Origin of the sequence: Angustibacter sp. Root456, from assembly GCF_001426435.1 — a bacterium.
GTDB lineage: Bacteria > Actinomycetota > Actinomycetes > Actinomycetales > Angustibacteraceae > Angustibacter.
This window is the reverse complement of the sequence record NZ_LMER01000018.1, coordinates 48122-72411: the sequence shown is the minus strand read 5'-3', so window position 1 is coordinate 72411 and position 24290 is coordinate 48122. Positions and strand designations below refer to the sequence as shown.

Sequence of the window (24290 nt, the reverse complement as noted above, 5' to 3'; positions counted from 1 at the left end):
CGAGCTCACCAAAAGCGCGGCTGGTGGGGGATGGTCTCGAGGTCGGCGAGCACCAGGGCGCGGTCGTCGGCGTCCGCGACGTCCTCGGCGCAGGCGAGGGCCTGCTCGGTGGCCGCGCGGGCCGCGGCGCGATCACCGGCCACCGCGTGGGCCCGGGCGAGCGCCTCGTGGGCGAAGGCGAGGTCCCAGTCGCCGATGCCGTGCTCCAGGCACAGGTCGAGCACCCGCCGGGCGTGGTGCAGGCTCGGCTCGCCGCGGCCCAGGACGGCGTAGACCCGCGAACAGAGCCACTCGCCGCGGGCGAGGTTGGCGGGGGCGCCGACCTGCTCCCAGTGGTATCGCGAGGCGTGCGCCATGTGCAGCATGCGGTCGTCGTCGGCTCGCGTGCGGTCGTCGCGCTCCAGCAGGCGCCAGGTGCCGTTGAACAGGTCGACCCCGAGACGTCGGTGCTGGGCGGTGTCCGGGCTCGCGGTGTCCGGGCTCGCGGTGTCCGGGCTCGCGGTGGTGGGACTCGCGGTGGTGGGGCTCGCGGTGGTGGGGGTGCTGGTCACGGTAGGCTCCGGGGTCGCGGGGGCGGTGAGGGGGTGGTCGGTGAGGTAGTGGTCGATCGCGTGGAGGTGGCCGCGCAACCGGATCGAGCGGGCCTCGACGCGGCGCCGGTGCGTGGCGAGGACGTCGGCCACCGTGGTGGGGTCGCCACCGGACTCCAGGCACGTGCGGACGTCGTCGAGCGGGACGTCGACCGAGCGCAGCAGGTGCACCAGCCGCGCCACGTCGAGCTGGGCCGGGTCGTAGTAGCGGTGGCCGGTGGCGGGGTCGACGTGGGCCGGCGCCAGCAGGCCGACGCGGTCGTAGTGCCGCAGCGCCTTGACGGTCAGGCCGGTGCGTCGGGCCAGCTGCCCGATGGCCAGGTGCGGTGCGCCGTCGGCGGGGTTCTGCAGGGTCACGCGGAGCAGGCTAGGAGGCTTCCCCGGGGGAGGTTCAAGGCCCCGGGCACCGGCGCCTGGGCCGTTCGGGGGACGTGTCCACAGGCCGCTCGTTGCGGTTGACGCGCTGTCGGACGCCGGGTGTAGTCTCGAGGCGTTCGAACAAGTGTTCGAATACTCCCGGCGGTGACTCCCCTCACCTTCGGGGGAGGTCCGCCGGCGGCCGCCTCGACCCCGGCCCAGGGCGGGCCACCTGCTTGGCCGGTCCGGGTGGCGGTGGGGAAGCCGTCGCCCGGGCCAGCCCGGCAGAGCTGCCCCGCCTTCCCCCTCGGCAGCGTCCTGACCAGACGGGTCCCGACGGGTCCCGGACGAGACGCCCAGGCGGAGGTGCGTGATGGTGCGACGGTACGACGAGCTCATCGAGGTCCGGACGGCGCCGGTCGCCGGAGCCGACGACGGCCCCGCCGCGCCGGTGGCCTTCGTGTGGCGTGACCGGCTGTACGTCGTCCGGTCGGTGGTGTCGCACTGGTACGAGCGGCGGGTGTGGTGGCGCGAGGCGGCGGCCTCGGCGCTGCTCGGCCTGCGGTCCGACGTCCAGCTCGCCGCGCAGGGGGCGGCGGTCACGGGGCGGTCGAGCGCGACGCTGCTCGAGCCGGCGCTCAGCCGACCCGAGCGAGCTGATCGACCCGGCGCGCCCGGCGCCGCGGTCGCTCCCGCCGAGCGCGAGGTCTGGCGGGTCGAGGCCGCCGCAGGACGCTCGAGCCCGGTGGGCGTGTACGACCTCGTGCTCGACCCCGCCATCGACCCTGTCGACCCGGCCGGTGACGGCCCTGGCACCTGGCGGCTCGCCCGCCTCGCGGACTGAGGAGGTCCTCGTGACGCCGTCCAGCACCCCGCGGGTGCCGTCCAGCAGCCTCGACCTCATCGACCGCGCCCGCGACAGCCTGGTCGTCGCGCTCGGCGCGTCGAGCGCGGGGGAGCGGTACGTCGCCGCGCACCTCGCGGCCCTGCGTGCCGCGGCCGCCGTGCTGTCGGTGCGCGGGCGTCCGCACCGGCACAGCCGTCCGCGCAGCGTGTGGGAGGTGCTCCCGACCGTGGCGCCCGAGCTCGGCGAGTGGGCGGCCTTCTTCGATGCCGGGGCGTCCCGCCGCGCGGCGATCGAAGCCGGTCGCGACGACGTCGTGAGCAGCCGGGAGGCCGACGACCTCGTCCGCGACGGCGAGACCTTCCTGTCCCTGGTCGAGGAGCTGCTCGGCCTCCCACGCCACCTGGTGCTGCCGGCCGGCGTGGCCTGCATCCGCGCGTCGTGAGTCCCCCCGACCGTCCCGGCGATTCCTTCGTCCACCTGCGCGTCGCGTCCGGGTACTCGCTGCGGTACGGCGCGTCGTCACCGCAGGCGCTCGTCGATCGCGCCGGTGAGCTGGGGATGTCAGCGCTCGCCCTCACCGACCGCGACGGGCTCTACGGCGCGGTCAAGTTCGTCCTGGCCTGCCGTCGCGCCGGCATCGCGCCGATCCTGGGTGTCGACCTGGCGACCGCACCCACGGGGCTGGTGTCCGGTCTGCCGGCGTGGGCCGACCCGTCGGTCGGGGTGCGCGCCGCGGGCGCCGGTCGCACCCCGGCGCGGGGAGGCGAGCTCGTCGACCCCTACCTGCCACGCGCGACGGTGCTCGCGCACGGTGTCGCAGCGGGTGCCGAGGCGGCCGGAGCAGCGGGTGCGGGGTGGGCCGCCCTGTGCCGGTTGGTGTCGTCCGCCCACCTGGCGAGCGGGCACCTCGGTGGTGAGCGCGGCACTCCGGTCACCGACCTGACGGCCATCGCGTCGCACGCGCGGCCGGACGACGGTCCGGTCCGGCTCACGGTGCTGCTCGGGCCTGACAGCGAGGTGGGTCGGGCGGTGCTGGCGCGTCGTCCCGACCTCGCCGGTGCGGTGCTGCGCCGGTGGAAGGACGCGCTGCCGGCCGGGGCGCTGGCCGTCGAGGTCGTCTGCCACCACGGGCCGCCTGGTGGTCCGTTGAGCGTCGACCACGCCGGGCGCCTGTTGGCGCTCGCGCGCGAGCACGACGTCCCAGCGGTCCTCACGAACGCCGTGCGCTACGCCACCCCGGACGGCGCCGCGACGGCCGACGTGCTCGACGCCGCACGTCGGCTGGTGGCCCTCGACGTCCGCCACGTCGACCGCGTCACCGCGCAGGGCTACCTCACCGGAGGCGCCCAGATGGCCCGCCTCGCGACCGAGGTCGCGGCGGCCGCGGGCGGTGACCAGCGTGAGGTCACGCACCAGGCCCGGCGCCTGCTCGACGACACCGTGGCGCTGGCCCACCGCTGCGTGCTCGACCCGCGGCGTGACCTCGGGTTGGGGTCGGTGCACCTACCCGAGCCCAGCGCGCTGGGCCTCGGCCCGCACGAGTCCCCCAGCGCGGTCCTGCGCGAGCGGGCCCGTGCCGGTGTGGCCGGCCGCTACGCCGGGGCGTCCGCGCGGCGGCTGCGCGAGGTCGAGCAGCGCCTCGACGACGAGCTCGACGTCATCGACCGGCTCGGCTACCCGACCTACTTCCTCACCGTCGCCGCGGTCTGCGACCTGGTGCGTGATCTGGGAGTGCGGGTGGCCGCTCGCGGCTCGGGTGCCGGCAGCCTGGTCAACCACCTGCTCGGCATCTCCGGCGTCGAGCCGCTCGAGCACGGGCTGCTCATGGAGCGCTTCTGCTCTCCACTGCGCGCCCAGCTGCCCGACATCGACCTCGACGTCGAGTCCGCCCGTCGCACCGAGGTCTACGAGCAGATCCTGCAGCGCTTCGGCGGCGACCGCGTCACCTGCGTGTCGATGATGGACACCTACCGCGTCCGGCACGCCGTGCGCGACGTCGGCGCGGCGCTCGGCCTGCCCCCGGCCGAGGTCGACGCGATCGCCAAGGCCTTCCCGCACATCCGGGCCAGCGGCGCGCGAGCGGCCATCGCCGAGCTGCCCGAGCTGCGCGCGAGCGGGCTGGGGCACCAGCGCCTCGACCTGCTCTTCGAGCACGTCGAGCGGCTCGACTCCCTACCCCGGCACATCGCCCTGCACCCCTGCGGCGTCGTGCTGTCGGACGCGACGCTGCTCGACCGCACACCCGTCGAGGCGAGCTGGCTGGGGTTCCCGATGAGCCAGTTCGACAAGGACGACGTCGAGGCGATGGGGTTGCTCAAGCTCGACGTCCTGGGCATCCGCATGCAGTCGGCGATGTCGCACGCCGTCGACGAGATCGCCCGGGTCGACGCCGTGCAGGTCGACCTCGACGACCGCGCCTGCGTGCCGCTCGACGACGACCGCACCTTCCGGCTCATCCGCTCGACCCACACGCTCGGGTGCTTCCAGATCGAGTCCCCGGGGCAGCGCGAGCTGGTCGGCAAGTTCGGCCCCGAGACCTTCACCGACATCATCATCGACATCTCGCTGTTCCGGCCCGGGCCGGTGAAGTCCGACATGGTGACGCCGTTCCTGCAGGCGCGGCAGGGCTGGAACGCCCCCGAGTACCTCCACCCGTCGCTGCGCGAGGCGCTCGAGAGCACCTGTGGGGTGGTGGTGTTCCACGAGCAGGTGCTGCACATCGTCGCCATCACCGCCGGAGTGAGCCTGGCCGAGGCCGATGAGGTGCGGCGAGCCCTCGGGTCACCCCAGGGCCAGGCGGAGGTCGAGGCGTGGTGGCGCCCGGCGGCCCGCGCCCGCGGCTACGGCGACGGCGACGTCGAGCGGATCTGGCAGGTGCTGAAGGCCTTCGCGTCCTTCGGTTTCTGCAAGGCGCACGCCGCGGCGTTCGCGCTGCCGACGTACCAGTCGGCCTGGCTCAAGGCGCACCACCCGGCGGCCTTCCTCGCCGGCGTCCTCACCCACGACCCCGGCATGTACCCCAAGCGGCTCATCCTCGACGACGCCCGCAGCCTCGGCATCGCGGTGCTCGGCCTCGACGTCAACGTCTCCGACGGCACCTACCGCGTCGAGCGGGTCGCTCCGTGGGACGAGCCGCCCCCGGCGATCCTCGACCAGCTCGACGCCGGCCCGGAGCAGCCGGACGACGGCCCGCGGGCGCGCCCGCACCCCGACCTGCCCGACGGTCGGGCGTACGGCATCCGGCTCTCGCTCGCCGACGTCAAGGGCATCAGCGACGCCGAGGTCGAGCGCATCGTCGCCGGACGTCCGTACGCCTCGCTCGCCGACTTCTGGCACCGGGCGCAGGTGAGCCGGCCGGTGGTGGAGCGGCTCGTCGTCGCGGGCGCGTTCGACAGCCTGTACGGTCTCGGGGGTCTCGCCGCCCGTCTACCCGTGCGACGCCGCGGTCAGGTGACCCGCCGCGACCTCATGCTGCAGGTGGCCGAGCTCGACCGCTGGAGCCGGGCGACCAGCCGGGCGGCCCGTCGGGCGGCGCCTCGCTCCGCGCGCGGCAGGCCCCGCGCCGCCGACCCCGCGCGCCCTGTCGACGTCGCCGAGCTGGCCGCCGCGCAGTCTCAGGCCGCCCGCCCGGCGGTGCCGGCCGCCGAGCAGCCGGTGCAGCTCGCGCTCGACCTCGGCGACGCGCCGGACGCCACCCGGCCGACGGGGCTGCCGGAGATGACGGCCACCGAGCGGGTCCAAGCCGAGCTGGAGGTGCTCGGTCTGGACGCCAGCGCCCACGTGCTCGACACCTACGCGCCGATGCTCGACGCCCTCGGCGTCACCCGCAGCCGTGACCTGCTCCAGCAGCGCAACCAGTCCGAGCTGCTGGTGGCCGGCGTGAAGGTCGCCACCCAGACCCCGCCGATCCGCTCGGGTCGGCGGGTCGTGTTCCTGACCCTCGACGACGCCACCGGTCCGGTCGACGCGACGTTCTTCGAGGACGTCCAGGGCCCGTACGCCGCCACGGTGTTCCACTCCTGGCTGCTTCTGGTGCGCGGCGTGCTGCGGCGCACCGGCCCGCGCGGGGTGTCGCTGCGCGCCACCGGCGCCTGGGAGCTCGCACCGCTGTGGGACGCGTGGATCATCGGCGGCCTGCCCGCCGTGCACGCCACGCTCGACGAGGCCGACGCGCAGGCCCTCGCCCAGGCGGCGGCCGGGGAGTACACGACGCAGGCGAGCGAGGGGGCGGCAGCCAGCCGGTCGACGCGGCCGGTCATGGCTGCGCCGACACCCGGGGCGTCAGGGGAGGACCAGCGCGCTGGAGGCATGGGTGGCGGCGCCCGCCACCGCCGCGTGCTGGTGCACGCCAGCGGCTTCAAGCAGTCGCCGTACGCCGACGTCAAGCCCGCGGGCGAGGACGTCAAGAGCGCGCCGCGCAAGCTGTGGCACTCCAGCCCCGGGAGCTCGGGCCGATGAGCGGGCCGACCAGCGCCGGCCCGACGCCACTAGGCTGGGCGTCGGCCGAGGACCCGCCTCGGCGCCGTCGAGGCGAGGGAGACCCGTCGTGGCACCGCAGTCCGACGCCGGCCGACGCCCCCGACGCGGCGACGTCGCCAGCGCCCCCCGCACCGCCGCGGTGTGGGAGGCCGTGGAGCGCACGAGTGAGGCGCTCGGGCCCGCGCCGCTCGTCGTCCTCGATGTCGGCGGTGGCACGGGAGGTCTCGCCGTCCCGCTCGCCGCGCTCGGCCACGACGTCACCGTGGTCGACCCGAGCCCGGACGCCCTGGCGGCCCTCGAACGCCGAGCGGAGGAGGCCGGTGCGGCCGAGCGGGTGCGCGCCGTGCAGGCCGACGCCTCTCAGCTCGCCGAGGTCGTCGCCCCAGCCAGCGTCGACCTCGTCTGCTGCCACGGCGTGCTGGAGTACGTCGACGACCCGCAGGCCGCGCTGCGTGCCCTGGCCGCAGTGCTGCGCCCCGGCGGCGCCGCGAGCCTGCTGGTGGCCCAGCGGGCCGCCGTCGTGCTCGCGCGGGCGCTGGCCGGCCGCTTCGCCGAGGCAGCGCACGCCCTCGACGACCCGGATGGCCGCTGGGGCGCCGGTGACCCCCTGCCGCGCCGCTTCGACCGGTCAGCGCTGCTGGCGATGGTCGACGCCGCCGGTCTGTCGGCCCGCCAGGTGCACGGTGTGCGCGTCTTCAGCGACCTGGTGCCCGAGGCGCTGGTCGAAGGGGAACCGGCTCGGGCGGCCCTGCTCGACCTCGAGCGTCGAGCCGGCGCCCACCCCGACCACCCTGCCCTGGCCGAGCTGGCTGCCCAGCTGCACGTGGTGGCGGTCCGCGACGCCGGCTGAGCGGGGCGCGCGGTGAGCCGCCGCCAGTTCACCTCCAGCCGTCGCACCGACGGGCGCGACGCGACGTCCGGCCCGCAGGCGGTGCCCGGCCCAGACGACACCGGCTGCACGATCCTGCACGTCGACATGGACGCCTTCTACGCGTCGGTGTCGCTGCTCGACCACCCCGACCTCGTCGGCACCCCCGTCATCGTCGGTGGCGGGGGCACGCGAGGCGTGGTGCTGTCGGCCACCTACGAGGCCCGCGCGTTCGGCGTCCACGCCGCCATGCCCATGGCCCGGGCGCGTCGGCTGTGCCCGCAGGCCACCGTCATCGAGCCGCACCACCACCGCTACGCCGAGGTCTCGCGCGGGATCATGGCCGTCTTCGCCGACGTCACCCCGATCGTCGAGCCGCTGTCGCTCGACGAGGCCTTCCTCGACGTCAGCGGGGCGCGTCGGCGCCTCGGGCGGCCCCGGCGGATCGCCCAGCTCATCCGCGACCGGGTGTTCGACGAGCAAGGGGTGAGCTGCTCGGTGGGCGTCGCGGCCACCAAGTTCATCGCCAAGCTGGCCTCCGGCCTGGCCAAGCCCGACGGTCTGCTCGTGGTGCCGCGTGAGCAGACCCTCGAGGTGCTCCACCCGTTGCCCGTCGCCGCGCTGTGGGGCGTGGGGGAACGCACCGAGGAGACGTTGCACCGCTACGGCCTGCGCACCGTCGGCGACATCGCCCACACGCCCGTCGACACGCTGCGGCGCGCGCTCGGGCCGGCCGCCGGTGCACAGCTGTTCGACCTCGCCTGGGGCCGTGACCCCAGGCCCGTGGTGCCGGCCCAGTCCGAGCGCAGCATCGGAGCCGAGGAGACGTTCGCCCACGACGTCGACGACCCGGTGCTGATCCGCCGCGAGATCCTGCGCCTGTCCGAGCGCACCGCCGCGCGGCTGCGTTCTGCGGCGATGGTGGGACGCACCGTGACGTTGAAGGTGCGCTTCGCCGACTTCACGACGATCACCCGCTCGCGCACGCTGAAGGAGTCGACCGACGTCGCCCGCGAGGTGTACGCCGTCGCCACGGCGCTGTACGACGCGCTCGGACTCCAGCGCGGTCGGATCCGGCTCGTCGGCGTGCGCGTCGAGGGCCTGATGGCCGTCGAGCACCAGCAGCGCCAGCTCGCGCTCGACGACAAGCCGTTCGGCTGGCGCGACGCCGAGCGCGCGGTCGACCGCGCCAGCGCGCGCTTCGGGGTCGGCAGCGTGCGCCCCGCCGCGTTGGTCGACCCCTCCCGCCACCCCGGCTGACCGTCCAGACCCCGCACCCCACCCCGCACCGACCGACCGTCGGTGCCACCACTTCGCGCCAGCCGGAGACCGAGTTTGCGGTCCCGCTTTCGCGCGTGCGAGGTGCGACCTATCCTGAGAGCACCAGGGATGTACGACGACAGCGAAACGCCGTCGTCCTCCATCGAGCCGAGTGCCAGCGGGAGGTCACCGTGCCGCTTTCCGAGCACGAGCAGCGGGTGCTCGAGCAGATGGAGCACGCCATCCAGGCCGAGGACCCCAAGTTCGCCACCGCGATGCGCGGTCGCACCCCGCGGGCCCGTCACCGTCGGCGCATCCTGCTCGGCAGCGTCGGTGTCGTCGTCGGGCTGGTGCTCGTCGTCCTCGGCGTGGCCCGCAGCGTGGTCCCGCTCGCAGTCGCCGGATTCGTGCTCATGCTCGCCGCCGGAGCGCTCGCAGCCACCCCGCCCCGCAAGACGGCCACCGGCCCCCTCGGTGCCGTCGGGCCCGACGGCGCGACCCGTCCGCGGCCCAAGCGCAGCCGCGCGCAGCGCTCCGGCACCTTCATGCAGCGCCTCGAGCAGCGGTGGGACCGCCGCCGCGACGGCGGCTCCTGGGGCTGAGCCCCCCGCGCCACCCGTGCACTTCGGATCCGAAGTGCACGGTCGCGTCGCGTCGTGCGTGCCCTTCGGACCTGAAGTGCACGCAGGGGCGGCCGATGAAGGTGCCGCTCAGCGGTGACGGTGCACGCGGGGCAGTCGCAGCCGGTGCGACCACCGCGCGAGCGCGCTGTCCGCCGCCGCGAAGCGCCGGCCGAACCAGCGTGCCACCCCCGCGGTGCGCTCTGCGCCCGAGCGCGGGTAGAGCGCCGCGCGCAGCCGCTGACCCCGACTGCGGCTGCCCGCGACGGCCCGCACCACGGCCCGCACGTCGTGGCCGACATCGTTCGCCGTCCCACCGGCCCCGTCGCCAGACGCCTGCGGCGGGACCGCCAGCGCGGTCTGCCCCTGGCTCTGCTGGCCGGCCGGTCGGGCGTAGCGAGCCCGCTCGACGGCGCCGGTGACGCGGGCCAGCGCCGCGCGGGACTGGTCGCCGAGGTCGACCTGCTCAGCCAGGTGCCGGTCGACCTGACGCGGCGTCAGCGAGTCGGCCAGCGTGATCCCGAGGTCTGCGACCTGCTCGTGCAGGTCGGCCCACGCCGCCTCAGCCCGCGCCGCGTCGGTGAGGGCGGCTCGGCGGCGGCGTCGACGGCCGAACAGGGCGGTCACGGGGGTGAGGGCGATCGCCGCGAGCAGCAGCAGCACCACGGCCCCGACCCGCCACCACCGCGACCACGTCCGGTCCGCCGGCGCCAGCGGCGCGCCGGGTGCGGCCACCTCACCGGTGTTCGCGCGCCGCTCGGCATCCTGGAGCGAACGGATCCGCGAGTCCGGTCCGCTCGTGGCGCTGGCGCCGGAGCCACCCGCCGTGGCGGTCGTGTTGCCGACCTGCGGTCCGCTGCCGGTGGCGTTCAGCTGCGCCCACTGCGGCGGCGCGCCGGTGCGCGCGGCCGGCGTCGGCTCGAAGCGCACCCAGCCGACGTTCTGGAAGTACAGCTCCGGCCAGGCGTGGGCGTCGGTGAGCTTCACCGACCACCAGTCGTCCTGCACCGGCGTTCCGGGCAGGAACCCGACCGCGATGCGCGCGGGGATGCCGAGACTGCGGGCCATCACCGCCATGGCCGAGGAGAACTGCACGCAGAAGCCCTTGCGGTCGGCCAGGAAGTCGGCCACCGCGTCGCCACCGGAGTCGGCCGGTGCGTCGGTGGAGTACGTGAACTTGCCGTCCGTCCGGAACCACTGCTGCAGGGCCATCGCCTGGTCGTACTGGTTGGTGGCGCCGCGCGTCACCGACCGTGCGGTGCGGGCCACGACGTCCGGCAGGTCGCGCGGCAAGGTCGTGTAGCGCTGCATGCTGCTGTCGGGAACCGCCGGGGCGTTGCGCAGCTGGTCGGCCGTCGGCCGCACGGCGAGGTAGGTGACGTCGTAGGAGCGCCCGCGCACGCTCTCGCCGTCCCCGATGACGTTGAGCGTGGCGGCGTCGTACAGCCACGCGCCCTTGATGTCGACCTGGCGCGTCGGGTACGGCAGCGGCAGGAAGTCCTGGTTGAGCGCGTCGCTGACCTCGATCCGCATCGAGTACTGGCTCTGCGACACGTCGGGCGACAGACCGGGAGGCGCAGGTAGGCCCCGGCTGGCCCGGTTGCGCCGCGAGACGTCGCGCGTGCCCGGCTTCCAGGTGTCGCCGTCGAACGCGTCGGCCGTGACGATGCGCAGCGGCTGCACGTCGGCCTGGCTGGTGTTGTAGCGCAGGATCTCGATGTCCCGGCGCGGCGTGAGGTTGTCGCGCAGCGTGAGCACGGGGTTGATCACCGTCAGGCCACCGAGCCCGCTGCCGCCCGCCCCCGCGCCACCACGGGTCAGCAGCCCCTCCGGCAGGCCCGGCACGAGCGCGGGCAGGACGACGGCCAGCACGATGGCCGCCGCACCGAGCCGGCGCCCGGTGGAGGCCATCGCTGCGGTGTCGGTGGTCAGCGTCTGACGGCTGGCGCTCGCCGAGCTCCCCCAGCGGGGCAGCAGGCGGCCCCAGCGCAGCACCCGCCCGCTGGCGTCGTGCGCGAGCAGCAGCAGCCAGCCCGTCGCGGCGGCGACGAAGTACCGCCACTGCAGACCGTCCGGCACGACCGCCGCCGGTACGGCGTAGAGCGCGAGCAGCGGCAGGCCTGCGGCGGCGGGGGAGCGCCACCCGACCACCGCGGCGTCGACGGCGACGGCGACCAGCAGCACACCGATCGCGAGGATCAGCGAGATCCCCTCCGACGTCGGCACCGGCGCCGAGTAGCGGTTGACCGTGTCGAAGCCGTCGACGACCACCTGGCCCAGCCGATTGAGCGCGGCGGGCCCCGGAAGCACCGCCCACACCGCGGCGTCGCCCGCGAAGGTCGCGGTGAGCGCCACGAGACCGACCAGCAGCTGGGCGAGGGCCACCAGGACGCGCGGCAGCCGCAGCGCGCGAGCCCCCAGGCCGGTGAGCAGCACGAGCACGACCATCAGCACGGCCGGCGTCTGCCAGTCCTGGCCGTCGACCGTGGGAGCGAGCGACCACATCGTCAGTGCAGTGGCGAGGGCCGCCAGCGGCGCGGCCAGCCGGTCGCGGGTCACCGGGCACCTCCTGCGAGCAGGCGGCCCGAACCGACGCGTCGCCAGGTGGCGGCCACCCCCTCGCCCTCGCGCACCTCGATGACGTCCCAGCCGGCCGCGCGCAGCTGCTCGGCCTGCGCCTGGACACCCTCCCGCACGCGCTCGCGCAACACGACGTCGCTGATGGCCGACGTCGTGTCGGCCAGCAGCGCGATGCAGGTGGTCCCGAGCTGGTGCAGCCCAGCGAGCATCGCGGTGTCGTCGGGGGTGAGCTCGCCGACCACCGCGATCACCAGGCCGCCGGTGGCCGAGCGGTTCGCCGCGTGCACCGCGCGCTGCAGCTCGACCGCTCCGCCCAGCGCCGCGGAGGCGAGCGCGTCGAGCACCAGCGACGACGACGCCTCGGCCAGGCCGGTGAACGAGTGGCCCTCCGCGTGCGCCCAGGCCACGTGCGCCTCCTCACCGGGCGAGCCGTCGCAGAGCCGGATGGCGTAACCCCGGCCGGCGAGGTGGACGGCGAGCGAGGCGATCGCGGACACCGCCCACTCGAAGCTCGAGGCCTGCCCGTCCCCGCGGTGGGCCGCCCGGCGCCGGTCGAGCACGAGCGTCGCCCGGCTCTGCCACGGCTGCTCCTCGCGCCGCACCATGAGCTCGCCGCGCCGCGCGGTCGAGCGCCAGTGCACCCGTCGCAGGTCGTCGCCCTGGCGGTACTCGCGGGTCGTGACGTCGTCCTCGCCCGAGGCGGCGACGGCGCGCGGTCTGGTGTCGCCGGACCCCGACCAGTCGCCGCCCAGCGCCACGGGAGGCAGCGCCACCACGGGCGGGATGACGATGAGGTCGTCCCGCGCCGAGAACGAGCGGCGGTGCTCGCCCATGCCGAACGGGTCGGTGAGGGTCAGGCTGAGCGGCCCGACGGCGAAGCGGCCGCGCACGTCCGAGCGCACGGGGTAGCTGATCGCGCGCCGCTCACCCGCCTCGAGCCCGGGCAGCACGAACCGCGGCCGAGACCCGAGCGTGTAGGGCACGTGCTCCTCGGCCAGCACCATGCCGCAGCGGGTCGACGACACGTTGGCGATCTCGAGCACCACCTGGGCCGGCTTGCCGACCTCGACGCGCACCGGCGTCACCGTGCGCGAGCAGGCCAGGCGGTACCGCGCCCGGCTCAGCACCAGCGCCGAGAGCACGGGCACCAGCGCGAGCAGCGCACCAACTCGCAGGAGGTCGCGCTGGCCCAGCACGATCGCGCACACGATGGCCGTGGCTCCGGCCGCCAGCACCGCTCGGCCTCGGGTGGTCAGGCGTGAGAACGGGCTCAGCAACCGCTGCCCGAGCCGGCGCCGAACGCCGCGCAGAGTCACCGGTGCGACCTCAGCCGTTCGCGCCCGCGGGAACCGGCAGGCGCTGGAGCAGCCCCGTGACGACGTCCTGGGCGCTGCGCCGCGACAGCAGGGCGTCGGGTGTGAGCAGCAGGCGGTGGGCGAGCACCTGCACCGCGAGCTGCTGGACGTCGTCCGGCAGGACGTGGTCGCGGCCGGCCAGCGCAGCGTGCGCGCGTGCGGCACGCAGCAGGTGCAGCGTCGCCCGGGGTGAAGCGCCGAGGCGCAGGTCCGGGCTCGTGCGGGTGGCGTTGGCGATGTCGACGACGTACTGGCGCACTGCGTCGCTCACCCACACGCTGCGGGTGGCGACCACGAGCTCGCGCACGTCCGCGGCGGTGGCCACCGGCTGCACGTCGTCGAGGGGGGACGACGACCCGTGGCTGTTCAGCATCGCCAGCTCGGCCGCGGCGCTGGGGTAGCCCATCGACAGCCGGGCCATGAACCGGTCGCGCTGGGCCTCTGGCAGCGGGTACGTGCCCTCCATCTCGATCGGGTTCTGCGTCGCGATGACGATGAACGGCGCCTCGAGGTGGTAGGTGACGCCGTCGACCGTGACGTGCCGCTCCTCCATGCACTCCAGCAGGGCCGACTGCGTCTTGGGCGACGCCCGGTTGATCTCGTCGCCGAGCACGACGTTGGCGAAGATGGCGCCGGGCTTGAACTCGAAGTCGCGCTGCTCCTGGTTGTAGATGCTGACGCCGGTGACGTCGCTCGGCAGCAGGTCGGGCGTGAACTGGATGCGCCGGACGCTGCAGTCGATGGCCCGCGCCATCGCCTTGGCCAGCATGGTCTTGCCGACGCCGGGGACGTCCTCGATGAGCAGGTGCCCCTCGGCGAGCAGCACCGTCAGCGCCGTCCGGACGACGTCCGGCTTGCCCTCGATCACTGACTCGACGGCGGCGACGATGGCCCCGGCCTTCTCGCGCAGCGCGTCGAGGTCCGGTCGGCCGCCGGGGGACTGGGTCGTCTGCGTTGCGCTGGTCGCGCTCACTGGGCCTCCTGGGTCGGGGAACCGCACGGTGTGAAGGTGATCGGCCCCGCGGCGAACGGTGACCCGGTCGCGGTGATCGTCGCCACCCCGACGTCAGCAGTCTGTCACTGCGCGCGTCGCCTGGGGAGGCTTCCTCCACCGTCCCGTGTCCGCTCCGTAGCCGTTTCGTGTCCGACCCCCGCCTGGGCGTCTGAGCAGGCCAACGTCGACGCGCTCGCCGGCGTTCCCGCGTGGCGAGCTCGCAGCTGCGCGCCCGTCTGGCGTCCGCACTCGCGGCCCCCCACTTCGCTCCACCGTGCCCCTCTGCCGCGAGCGCGAGCGGTGCTCGCGTGCTCGGGCGCCCGGGACGTCACCGGCTTCCGGGCTCGAGGAGGAGTCACGCGCCGGACGCGCCCTCCACCAGTCGATCTGCCCTATTCGCCCGCTCTGACCTGCGATTTTGGGGTGCGACGCGCCGTCACGCAGCGTCGATTCATCTTGACCGTGGAGTGAAGTGGAGTAGAGTGGAGCAGGTCGGAGGCCGAGGGAACGGTCCGGCGGTCGAGCAGGCGGACGGGTCGAGCAGGCGGTGCGCACCAGCGCATCCGGCGAAGGGGAGGTGCCAGGTGTTCCTGGGCACTCACTCGCCGCGTCTGGACGACAAAGGCCGCCTGATCCTCCCCGCCAAGTTCCGGGACAAGCTCGCTGGCGGCCTGGTCGTGACCCGCGGCCAGGAGCGCTGCCTGTACGTCTTCGCGATGGACGAGTTCATGCGGGTCGCCGACCAGATGCGCTCGGCCCCCATGACCAGCAAGGCCGCCCGCGACTACCTGCGCGTCTTCCTCTCCGGCGCCAGCGACGAGATCCCCGACAAGCAAGGACGCGTGACGATCCCGACGACGCTGCGCGAGTACGCCGGACTCGACCGCGACCTGGCCGTGATCGGAGCCGGGTCGCGCATCGAAATCTGGGACGCCGGCGCCTGGGCGAGCTACCTCGCGGAGTCCGAGCAGGCCTTCTCCGAGCAGGCCGAGGAGGTGGTGCCCGGCCTGATGTGAGCCCGACCCGCCCGCCCACCCACCCGTTTCACCCACCTCGTCCGCTCGTCGTGGTCTCCACCCGCTCCCGACGTCCTGGCGCACCTTCCCCGGTGCCAGGCCGCTCGGAGCGGTTGGGGACCAGGCCGAGCGGCCGTGTCCTTCAGCTCCTTCCCAGATCCCTCGCAGATCCCTCGTACATCCCTCGTACATCCCCTGCGACCCACCTCGCCCCGCACCCACCGCGAGCCCCGAAAGGACCGGCCATGCAGCGCACCGGCGACGCCGCCTCACGGCACGAGCCGGTCATGCTCGCCCGCATCGTCGAGCTGCTCGCGCCGGCCCTCGCCGAGCCGGGTGCCGTGCTGGTCGACGGCACGCTCGGCATGGGTGGGCACGCCGAGGCGCTGCTGCGCGCCTGCCCGGACGCCGAACTCGTCGGGATCGACCGCGACCGCGAGGCCCTGACCCTGGCCGGTGAGCGCCTCAGCCCCTTCGGTGACCGCGTGCACCTGGTGCACGCGGTGTACGACGAGCTCGCCGACGTCCTCGCCGACCTGCGGCTGGGCGCAGTGCAGGCGGTGCTGCTCGACCTCGGCGTCTCGTCGCTGCAGCTCGACGAGGACGACCGCGGCTTCGCCTACCGCGTCGACGCTCCGCTCGACATGCGGATGGACGCCGACGAGCCGCTGACGGCGGCCGAGGTGCTCAACACCTACGAGCTGGACGACCTCACGCGGATCCTGCGCGAGTACGGCGAGGAGCGGTACGCGCGGCGCATCGCCGCCGCGGTGGTGCGCGAGCGCGCTCGCACGCCGTTCACGACGTCGGCCCGCCTCGTCGAGCTGGTGCGGGCCAACGTGCCGGCCGCCACCCGCCGGGAAGGCGGCAACCCGGCCAAGCGCACGTTCCAGGCCCTGCGGATCGAGGTCAACGGCGAGCTCGAGGCCCTCGACCGGGCCCTGCCCGCAGCGGTTGAGGCGCTCGCGGTGGGTGGGCGCCTGGCGGTGCTGGCCTACCACTCGCTCGAGGACCGCCGGGTGAAGCAGGTGCTCGCTGCGGGAGCACGCAGCAGCGCGCCGGTCGGCCTGCCGGTCGAGCTGCCCGAGCACGCGCCGTACCTGCAGCTCCTCACGCGAGGCGCCGAGGTGCCCAGCGAGACGGAGATCGAGCACAACTCCCGGGCCGCCTCGGCCCGGCTGAGAGCAGCAACGCGCATCCGCGCTGGTGGGGGGAGAGCAGCATGAGCCAGACCTTGGCTGCGGCGACCGGACGGCGTGCGTCCGCGGCGGCCGCCCGCACGGCGCCGGGGAACCCCGGGGTCCGACCGGCCCGGCCGCCTCGGCCCACGCTGCGGGTGGTGCGGCCGCCGGCCGTCGAGCGCGGCCGCACGGTGTTCGCCGTGTCGTGCCTGCTGCTGCTGGTGGGCGGGCTGCTCTCGCTGCTGCTCATCAACACCGCGCTGGCCCAGGGCTCGTTCACGCTGCACGACCTGCAGGCGCAGTCGGACGAGCTCGGTGACCGCGAGCAGGCTCTGCGCCAGGACATCGACGTCCAGGCCGCACCCGAGCGCCTGGCGGAGCGGGCCAGGGCCCTCGGCATGGTGCCGTCGCAGTCGCCGGCGTTCCTGCGGCTGTCCGACGGCAAGCTTCTCGGCGTGGCGGCCCCGGCTCAGCAACCCGAGCAACCTACCGTTGCAGGACAGGCGAAGAAGGCCAGCCAGGCGTCCACGAAGTCCACGAAGTCCACGAAGTCCACGAAGGTCTCGACGAAGTCGACCACGACGAAGAGCAGGTGATGGGGCAGGCGAGGACGACGCCGCGCGGGTCCGCGAACCGCCCGGCGTCGAGCCGTCGGTCTGCGCCGCGGACGTCGTCGGCGTCCCGGGCGGGTTCACCGCGGCCCGGTTCCCCAGCGGCGGGCGCGGCGCGACCGCGGCGGCAGGCGCCCGCGCGTCCGGCTGGCCACGGCCCGCGGGGGCCACGTCGCCCGTCCGTACCGGTGCGTCGGATGCGGCTCGGCCACCCGGCCCGCCGGGCGCGCACCATGTTCCTCGGCGTCTGCATCGTCTTGAGCCTGTTCGCGGTGCAGCTGCTTCGGCTGCAGGCGCTCGACGCCTCGGCGATGGCCCAGCAGGCCCTGGGCAGCCGCCTGACGACCGTGACGGTCGACGCGACCCGCGGCCAGATCGTCGATCGCGACGGCGTCGTGATGGCCACCAGCCTTGAGCGCTACAACGTCACGGTCGACCAGACCACCGTCACCGAGTACTTCCGGTACGAGAAGGACCCGGTGACCGGCGCCAAGCACAAGGTCGTGCTCGGGATCGACGGAGCGGCGCGCGACCTCGCCCCGCTGCTGCACATGAGCGTCGACGCCGTGCGTGCCAAGCTCGACGGCGACCGGCGCTTCGCCTACGTCGCCAAGCGCGTCACCCCCGAGGTGTGGCGCAAGGTCGACGCGCTGCAGATCCCGGGGATCTACCCCGAGACCACGTCACAGCGGGCCTACCCGGCCGACGGCGTCGGTGCCTCGGTGGTCGGCTTCATGAGCAAGGACGGCAAGCCGCTGGGCGGCCTGGAGCTCAAGCTCAACCGCGAGCTCACCGGCCAGGACGGCAGCGTGACCTACGAGCGCGACCCGGGCGGGCGGCACATCCCTACCGGCGACGTGGAGCAGAAGGCCGCGGTGCCCGGCACGACCGTCGAGCTGACCATCGACCGCGACCTGCAGTGGAAGGCCGAGCAGCTGCTGCAGGCCAAGGTCGACGAGAGCGGCGCGCTGTCGGGCACGGTCGTGGTGATGACGCGCGACGGCCAGATCCTCGCGCTCGCGAACGCTCCGACGTTCGACCCCAACGTGCCGAGCAAGGCCAAGCCGGCCAACCTGTCGAACCGCGCCCTGTCCGAGGTGTACGAGCCGGGGTCGACGAGCAAGCTCATGACCGCCGCGGCGGTCCTGGAGGAGGGCGTGGTGACGCCCACCACGCCGTTCACCGTGCCCGGCCACATCCGGCGCGCAGGCAAGACGTTCCACGACTCCCACGACCACGCCCCCGAGCGGCTGACCTTCGCCGGCGTGCTCGCCAAGTCCAGCAACGTCGGCACGATCATGGCGGGCGAGAAGCTGTCGCCGGCGACGATGTACCGCTACCTCACCAAGTTCGGGATCGGGCAGCCGTCCGGGCTGGACTTCCCCGGGGAGAGCCGCGGCATCCTCGCCCAGCCGAAGGACTGGAGCGGCTCGCAGCGCTACACCGTGCTGTTCGGCCAGGGCCTGTCGGTGAACGCGGTCCAGGCGGCTGGTGTCTTCCAGACCATCGCCAACGACGGTGTGCGGGTGGAGCCGCAGCTCGTCGCGGGCACGGTCGGAGCCGATGGCGCCCTGAAGGCGGCTGCCGCGCCGAAGCAGACGCGCGTGGTGAGCGCTCGGACCGCAGCGGCGCTGCGGCTGATGCTCGAGGGGGTCGTCAGCGCCGAGGGCACCGCGCCCGAGGCGAAGATCGCGGGCTACCGCGTCGCCGGCAAGACCGGCACAGCCCAGCGGTACGACCCCACGTGCGGCTGCTACCAGGGCTACACGGGCTCCTTCATCGGCATGGCCCCCGCCGACGACCCGAAGCTGGTCGTCGCCGTCACGCTGCAGCGTCCGGTGCGCGGCTACTACGGCGGCACCGTCGCCGCTCCGGTGTTCCGCGAGGTCATGACGTACGCGCTGCAGAAGCTGCAGATCCCGCCCACCGGCTCGAAGTCGCCCAAGATCTCGATCACCCCGGCCGCCCGGTAGCCTCGGCCCGTGTCTGCAGCTGCCGTGCCGTCGTCCGCCGGGCTGCGTCCCTCGGTGACGAGCGGGTGCACGCTGGGCGAGCTCGTGGACGCCGCCTCCGGAGCGCTCGCGCTCGATCCGGCCGGCGCCGGCGGCACCCGGGTGACCGGTGTGACCCTCGACTCGCGCGCCATCCGGCCCGGGGACCTGTACGCGGCGCTGCCCGGCTCGCGCGCCCACGGGGCCCAGTTCGCCGCCGCGGCGCGCGATCTCGGGGCGGTGGCCGTGCTCACCGACGCGGCCGGACGCGACCAGCTGCGCGAGGCGGACGTCGAGCTCCCGGTGCTGCTCGCCGACGACCCGCGCGCCGTGCTGGGGTCCGTCGCCGCCGACGTCTTCGGTCGGCCGGCCGCTGACCTCGCCCTGCTCGGCGTCACGGGCACCAACGGCAAGACCACCACGACCTTCCTGATGGACGCCGTGCTGCGGGCAGGCGGCTTCACGACCGGGCTCATCGGCACCGTCGAGACCCGCGTGGGCGAGGAGCGGCTGCGCAGCGTGCGCACCACGCCCGAGGCCCCCGATCTGCACGCACTGCTCGCGGCGATGCGCGAGCGCGGTGTGCAGGTCTGCTCGATGGAGGTCTCGAGCCAGGCCCTAGCCCAGCACCGGGTCGACGCGGCCGTGGTCGACGTCGCGGGCTTCAGCAACTTCAGCCGTGACCACCTCGAGCTGCACGGCGACATGGCGACCTACCTGGCGGCCAAGGAGCTGCTGCTCACGCCCGAGCACAGCCGGCGTGCGGTCGTGGTGGTCGACGACGACGGCACGCGCACCGCCGCCAGCCGGGCGAGCGTGCCGGTGACGACGCTGTCGGGGCGCGCCGACGCCGGCACCGACTGGGTGGTGACCGGTCGTGAGCCGCGCGATGGGGGCACCGATTTCCAGCTGTGCGCCGCCGACGGCCGGCGGCTCGACCTGCGCTGCCCCTTGCCGGGCGAGTTCAACGTCATGAACGCCGCCCTGGCCGCCGTCATGCTGCTCGAGCACGGGCTCACCGAGCAGCAGGTGGCGCACGGCCTTCGGCACGCCGGCGGGGTGCCCGGCCGCATGGAGGTCGTCGGTGACCCGACGGCGGGCCCGCTCGCCGTCGTCGACTACGCCCACACCCCAGACGCCGTGGCCGCGGCGCTGCAGACGCTGCGCTCGTCGGTTGCGGGCCGCCTCGTGGTGGTGCTGGGGGCCGGCGGTGACCGTGACCCTGACAAGCGGCCGCTCATGGGCGCGGCGGCGGCGCGGGCGGCCGACGTCGTCGTGATCACCGACGACAACCCCCGCAGCGAGGACCCGGCCGCGATCCGGGCCGCCGTGCTGGCGGGGGCGCGCGAGGCCGCGGCCCCGCACGTCGAGGTGCTCGAGGTCGCCGACCGCCGGCAGGCGATCGGCGAAGGTGCGCGGCGGGCGGGACGGCCGGGGGACGTCCTGCTGGTCGCCGGAAAGGGCCACGAGCCCGGGCAGGAGATCGCTGGAGTGGTGCACCCCTTCGACGACCGCGAGGAGCTCGCGGCGGCGCTGGCCGAGGTGCAGTCGTGATCGCGCTGACGCTGCTGGAGATCGCGCAGGTCACCGGCGGCGAGGTGGTCGGCGACCCGCGCGCCGGCGCCACGGTGGTCGACGCCGCAGTGGTCACCGACGCACGCGAGTGCGGGCCCGGCAGCCTCTACGTCGCCCGCCGGGGCGAGCACGCCGACGGCGTCGACTTCGTCCCGCAGGCGCTCGAGCGCGGCGCGGCCGCGGTGCTGGCCGACCGGCCGGTCGACGCCCTGCCCTGCGTGGTCGTCGCCGACGTGCAGGAGGCCTTCGCCGCACTGGCCCGCGCGGTCGTGCAGCGCGTGCCGGACGTCACCGTCATCGGCATCACCGGCTCGTCGGGCAAGACCAGCACCAAGGACCTGCTGGCGAGCGTGCTGGCCGAGCTCGGCCCCACCGTCGCGCCCGAGGCGTCGCTCAACGGCGAGGTGGGCGTGCCGCTGACCGCCCTGCGCATCGAGCCGAGCACGCGCTACCTCGTGCTCGAGATGGGTGCCCGCGGTGGTGGCCACATCCGCTACCTCACCGAGATCGTGCGACCCGACGTCTCGGTGGTGCTGAACGTCGGCAGCGCCCACCTGGGCGAGTTCGGCTCGGTCGAAGGCATCGCCGAGGCCAAGTCCGAGATCGTGCAGGCCCTCGAGCCGCAGGGCCTGGCCGTGCTGAACGGCGACGACTCGCGGGTGCGCGCCATGCGCGAGCGCACGCGCGGACGCGTGGTGCTCGTCGGGCGGTCGGCCGACTGCGCGGTGCGCGCCGACGAGGTCACCCTCGATGACCAGGCACGGGCGTCGTTCGTGCTCGTGACGCCGGAGGGCTCGGCGCCCGTGCGGCTCGCGCTGTTCGGTGAGCACCACGTGGCCAACGCGCTGGCGGTCGCCGCGGTGGCGCGCGAGCTGGGCATGCCGGTCGACGCGATCGCCGCCGCGCTCGGCCGGGGCCGGGCCGCGAGCCGCTGGCGCATGGAAGTCACCGACCGCCCCGACGGCGTGCGCGTCGTCAACGACGCGTACAACGCCAACCCCGACTCGATGCGCGCGGCGCTCAAGGCCCTGGTGGCGATGGCCGCGGGCCGGCGCACGTGGGCGGTGCTGGGCGAGATGCTCGAGCTCGGCCCCGACTCGCTCACCGCGCACGACGAGATCGGGCGACTCGCGGTGCGGCTCAACGTGTCTCGGCTCGTCGCGGTGGGGCCGGGCGCTCGACCGATCCACACCGGTGCGGTGCACGAGGGCTCGTGGGGCGAGGAGTCCGTGCACGTCCCGGACGTCGAGGCGGCCTACACCCTGCTGCGCGAGCAGCTGCAGCCCGGAGACGTCGTCCTGCTGAAGTCCAGCCGCGACAGCGGCCTGCGCTACCTCGGCGACCGGCTCGCGGCCGACGGGCAGGCGAGCGCATGAGGGCCGTACTCATCGCCGCGGCCGTCTCGCTCATGACCACGCTGCTCGGCACCCCGCTCTACATCCGGTTCCTCGTCAAGGGCGGCTACGGCCAGTTCATCCGCGACGACGGCCCGACCTCGCACCACACCAAGCGCGGCACGCCGACGATGGGCGGGGCCGTGATCATCCTGGCGACGTTGCTGGCGTACCTCGCCGCCCACGCCATCACCCTCAACGCGCCGACGATGAGCGCGCTGCTCGTGCTGTTCCTCATGACCGGGCTCGGCGTCGTGGGCTTCCTCGACGACTTCATCAAGATCAGCAAGCAGCGCAGCCTGGGTCTGCGCGCGGTGCCCAAGCTCATCGGCCAGTCGGTGGTGGCGCTGCTGTTCTCGGTGCTGGTGCTGCAGTTCCCCAACCAGCAGTACCGCACGCCAGCCTCGACGCAGATCTCGTTCATCCGCGACACCCGGCTCGACCTGGCGTTCGCCGGCCCGGCCATCGGCGTGATCCTGTTCGTGGTCTGGGCGTACCTCATGATCGCCGCCACCAGCAACGGCGTGAACCTCACCGACGGCCTCGACGGGCTCGCCACCGGCGCGAGCACCCTGGTGTTCGCCGCGTACATCCTCATCGGCACCTGGCAGTCCAACCAGTCGTGCCAGTCGCTCACGGCGGGCGAGACCGGTGCCGCAGCGCTGAAGTGCTACGAGGTGCGCGACCCGCGCGACCTCGCCGTGGTGGCAGCCGGCCTCATGGGAGCCTGCATCGGCTTCCTGTGGTGGAACGCCTCACCGGCCAAGATCTTCATGGGTGACACCGGTTCGCTGGCTCTCGGGGGCGCGCTCGCCGGGCTCGCCATCACCAGCCGCACCGAGCTGCTGCTGCTGGTGATCGGCGGCCTGTTCGTCATCATCTCGCTGTCGGTGATCGTGCAGGTGGGCTCGTTCAAGCTCACCGGTAAACGCGTGCTGCGCATGGCACCCCTGCAGCACCACTTCGAGCTGCTCGGGTGGCAGGAGGTCACGATCACGATCCGGTTCTGGATCATCGCCGGCCTCTTCGTCGCCCTGGGTCTGGGCATCTTCTACGCCGAGTGGGTGGTCGGTTCGTGACCAGCCGGCTGGACTCCCTCACCGACCGCGACGCCGACTGGGCCGGCCTGTCGGTGGTCGTCGCCGGCCTGGCCGTCAGCGGGTTCGCCGCCGCCGACGCGCTCGTGCAGCGGGGGGCGCGGGTCGTCGTCGTCGACGGCCGCGACGGTGAGGCCGAGCGCGAGCGCCGCGAGATCCTGCAGATCATGGGCGCGCAGGTGCACCTCGGTCCCGAGGCGACCACGCGCCTGCCCGATCTGGCCGAGCAGCCCGACCTCGTCGTCACCTCACCCGGGTGGCGTCCCGACCAGCCGATGCTCGCCGCCGCGCAGGCCGCCGGTATCGCGGTGTGGGGCGAGGTCGAGCTGGCCTGGCGGCTGCGCCCGGCCGAGGGCGGTGCGCCGTGGCTCACCCTGACGGGCACGAACGGCAAGACCACGACCGTGCGCATGCTGGCGCGCATGCTCGAGGCCGCGGGCCTGCGGGCCGCCGCGGTGGGCAACGTCGGGACGCCGATCCTGCACGCCGTGTTGTCGCCCGAGCCCTTCGACGTCCTGGCCGTCGAGCTGTCGAGCTTCCAGCTGCACTGGCTCGACCACAGCCCGCTGTCGGTGGCCCCGCTGGCCAGCGCGGTGCTCAACGTCGAGCCCGACCACCTCGACTGGCACGGCTCGATGGACGCGTACGCCCGCGCCAAGGGCGAGGTGTACGAGCGCACCCAGCTGGCCTGCGTCTACAACGTGCAGAACCCGGTGACCGAGAAGCTGGTGCGCGACGCCGACGTCGCCGAGGGGTGCCGCGCGATCGGCTTCACGCGGGGCATCCCCTCGGTGGGCATGCTGGGCGTCGTCGACGACGTGCTCGCCGACCGCGCCTTCATCGACGAACGGCGCACCTCGGCGGCCGAGCTCGCGACCCTCGAGGACGTCCGAGGTGACGCCCCGGTGCTGGCACCGCACCAGGTGTCGAACGCGCTGGCCGCCGCGGCGCTCGCCCGCGCGGCCGGCGTGCCGCCGGTGGCGGTGCGCGACGGGCTGCGTGGCTTTCGCCCCGACCCGCACCGCATCGCGCACGTGGCCACGCACGGCCAGGTCACCTACGTCGACGACTCCAAGGCCACCAACCCGCCGGCGGCAGCTGCCTCGCTGAGTGCCTTCGACCACGTCGTGTGGGTCGCCGGCGGACTGCTCAAGGGCGCCGACGTCGACGACCTCGTCCGCGCGCACGCTGGCCGCCTGCGCGCTGTCGTGCTCATCGGACGCGACCGCGACGAGATCGCCCAGGCGATCGCGCGACACGCTCCGGATGTGCCCGTCGTCGACGTGGCCAGCACGGACACTGGGGTGATGGACGACGTCGTGCGGCTCGCCAGCGAGCTGGCGCAGCCCGGCGACACGGTCCTGCTCGCGCCGGCGGCCGCGTCGATGGACATGTTCCGCGACTACGCCCAGCGCGGGGAGGAGTTCGCCGCCGCCGTCCACCGGTACACGCGCGACCACGAGGGGAAGTAGCAG

General features: G+C 74.4%; 18 protein-coding genes. 14 read left to right on the top strand and 4 right to left on the bottom strand.

The genetic code is table 11. From position 1 onward, the window contains the following. Positions 1-5: 5 nt before the first annotated feature. A complete protein-coding gene (locus ASD06_RS19420; RefSeq protein WP_200942145.1) occupies positions 6-947 on the bottom strand; it encodes a helix-turn-helix domain-containing protein in 942 nt (313 codons plus the stop codon). Between the two features lie 373 nt (positions 948-1320). Between ASD06_RS19420 and ASD06_RS12580 the strand changes: the two genes are divergently transcribed. The 6 genes from ASD06_RS12580 to ASD06_RS12555 all read left to right on the top strand — a co-directional run bounded on the left by ASD06_RS12580 (position 1321) and on the right by ASD06_RS12555 (position 9003). Then, on the top strand, positions 1321-1791 hold the full coding sequence (locus tag ASD06_RS12580; RefSeq protein WP_056678031.1) for a DUF6504 family protein: 471 nt from the start codon (positions 1321-1323) through the stop codon (positions 1789-1791). A 10-nt stretch (positions 1792-1801) separates the two neighbouring features. Further along, positions 1802-2236 carry an SAV_6107 family HEPN domain-containing protein gene (locus tag ASD06_RS12575; RefSeq protein WP_056678512.1) on the top strand — a complete coding sequence of 145 codons (435 nt, stop codon included), beginning with the start codon at positions 1802-1804 and terminating at the stop codon, positions 2234-2236. Then, entirely contained in the window at positions 2233-6252 is a 4020-nt protein-coding gene (locus ASD06_RS12570; protein ID WP_056678028.1) for a DNA polymerase III subunit alpha, read from the top strand. Before ASD06_RS12575 ends, ASD06_RS12570 begins: the two co-directional genes overlap by 4 nt. 88 nt (positions 6253-6340) lie before the next feature. Beyond that, on the top strand, positions 6341-7123 hold the full coding sequence (locus ASD06_RS12565; RefSeq protein ID WP_056678027.1) for a methyltransferase domain-containing protein: 783 nt from the start codon (positions 6341-6343) through the stop codon (positions 7121-7123). Positions 7124-7135: 12 nt separating this feature from the next. Further along, positions 7136-8401, top strand: coding sequence for a DNA polymerase IV (locus tag ASD06_RS12560; protein WP_056678025.1), 1266 nt, complete (start codon positions 7136-7138; stop codon positions 8399-8401). A 191-nt stretch (positions 8402-8592) separates the two neighbouring features. Next, positions 8593-9003, top strand: a complete 411-nt coding sequence (locus tag ASD06_RS12555) for a DUF3040 domain-containing protein (RefSeq protein ID WP_056678023.1) — start codon at positions 8593-8595, stop codon at positions 9001-9003. A 108-nt stretch (positions 9004-9111) separates the two neighbouring features. On the opposite strand, the gene ASD06_RS12550 is transcribed toward ASD06_RS12555, so the two are convergent. From ASD06_RS12550 to ASD06_RS12540, 3 genes are read right to left on the bottom strand one after another with little or no spacing between them, the layout of a single operon-like run. Beyond that, a complete protein-coding gene (locus ASD06_RS12550) occupies positions 9112-11580 on the bottom strand; it encodes a DUF3488 and transglutaminase-like domain-containing protein (protein WP_056678022.1) in 2469 nt (822 codons plus the stop codon). Continuing rightward, positions 11577-12917, bottom strand: coding sequence for a DUF58 domain-containing protein (locus tag ASD06_RS12545; RefSeq protein WP_056678021.1), 1341 nt, complete (start codon positions 12915-12917; stop codon positions 11577-11579). Before ASD06_RS12545 ends, ASD06_RS12550 begins: the two co-directional genes overlap by 4 nt. Before the next feature lie 10 nt (positions 12918-12927). After that, positions 12928-13866 (bottom strand): MoxR family ATPase, encoded by a 939-nt coding sequence (locus ASD06_RS12540; protein WP_200942193.1) that lies wholly within the window; start codon positions 13864-13866, stop codon positions 12928-12930. A gap of 668 nt (positions 13867-14534) precedes the next feature. Here ASD06_RS12540 and mraZ point away from each other — a divergent pair. From mraZ to murD, 8 genes are all read left to right on the top strand, one after another. After that, positions 14535-14966, top strand: a complete 432-nt coding sequence (mraZ, locus tag ASD06_RS12535) for a division/cell wall cluster transcriptional repressor MraZ (RefSeq protein WP_056678017.1) — start codon at positions 14535-14537, stop codon at positions 14964-14966. 245 nt (positions 14967-15211) lie between these two features. Next, entirely contained in the window at positions 15212-16192 is a 981-nt protein-coding gene (rsmH, locus tag ASD06_RS12530; protein ID WP_056678016.1) for a 16S rRNA (cytosine(1402)-N(4))-methyltransferase RsmH, read from the top strand. Further along, positions 16189-16743 carry a septum formation initiator family protein gene (locus ASD06_RS12525; RefSeq protein ID WP_157371699.1) on the top strand — a complete coding sequence of 185 codons (555 nt, stop codon included), beginning with the start codon at positions 16189-16191 and terminating at the stop codon, positions 16741-16743. Before rsmH ends, ASD06_RS12525 begins: the two co-directional genes overlap by 4 nt. Positions 16744-16955: 212 nt before the next feature. Continuing rightward, positions 16956-18731: a penicillin-binding protein 2 gene (locus ASD06_RS18935; RefSeq protein WP_056678012.1), complete on the top strand. Its 1776-nt coding sequence runs from the start codon at positions 16956-16958 to the stop codon at positions 18729-18731. A 9-nt stretch (positions 18732-18740) separates the two neighbouring features. Beyond that, positions 18741-20303 carry a UDP-N-acetylmuramoyl-L-alanyl-D-glutamate--2,6-diaminopimelate ligase gene (locus tag ASD06_RS18930; protein ID WP_235502329.1) on the top strand — a complete coding sequence of 521 codons (1563 nt, stop codon included), beginning with the start codon at positions 18741-18743 and terminating at the stop codon, positions 20301-20303. Further along, positions 20300-21700 carry a UDP-N-acetylmuramoyl-tripeptide--D-alanyl-D-alanine ligase gene (murF, locus tag ASD06_RS12510; RefSeq protein ID WP_056678009.1) on the top strand — a complete coding sequence of 467 codons (1401 nt, stop codon included), beginning with the start codon at positions 20300-20302 and terminating at the stop codon, positions 21698-21700. The genes ASD06_RS18930 and murF overlap by 4 nt, the downstream gene beginning before the upstream one ends. Then, entirely contained in the window at positions 21697-22797 is a 1101-nt protein-coding gene (mraY, locus tag ASD06_RS12505) for a phospho-N-acetylmuramoyl-pentapeptide-transferase (protein ID WP_056678008.1), read from the top strand. The genes murF and mraY overlap by 4 nt, the downstream gene beginning before the upstream one ends. Beyond that, the gene (gene murD, locus ASD06_RS12500; protein WP_235502328.1) at positions 22794-24287 is read left to right on the top strand and encodes a UDP-N-acetylmuramoyl-L-alanine--D-glutamate ligase; all 1494 of its coding nucleotides are present in this window, start codon (positions 22794-22796) and stop codon (positions 24285-24287) included. Before mraY ends, murD begins: the two co-directional genes overlap by 4 nt. The last annotated feature ends 3 nt before the right edge of the window (positions 24288-24290 follow it).

What these genes read in the sequence shown, in the direction of transcription:
- ASD06_RS12580 (WP_056678031.1), top strand. Translation starts at nt 1,321, where the DNA reads ATGGTGCGACGGTACGACGAGCTCATCGAGGTCCGGACGGCGCCGGTC.
- rsmH (WP_056678016.1), top strand. Translation starts at nt 15,212, where the DNA reads ATGCAGCGCACCGGCGACGCCGCCTCACGGCACGAGCCGGTCATGCTC.
- ASD06_RS12525 (WP_157371699.1), top strand. Translation starts at nt 16,189, where the DNA reads ATGAGCCAGACCTTGGCTGCGGCGACCGGACGGCGTGCGTCCGCGGCG.
- ASD06_RS18935 (WP_056678012.1), top strand. Translation starts at nt 16,956, where the DNA reads ATGCGGCTCGGCCACCCGGCCCGCCGGGCGCGCACCATGTTCCTCGGC.
- mraY (WP_056678008.1), top strand. Translation starts at nt 21,697, where the DNA reads ATGAGGGCCGTACTCATCGCCGCGGCCGTCTCGCTCATGACCACGCTG.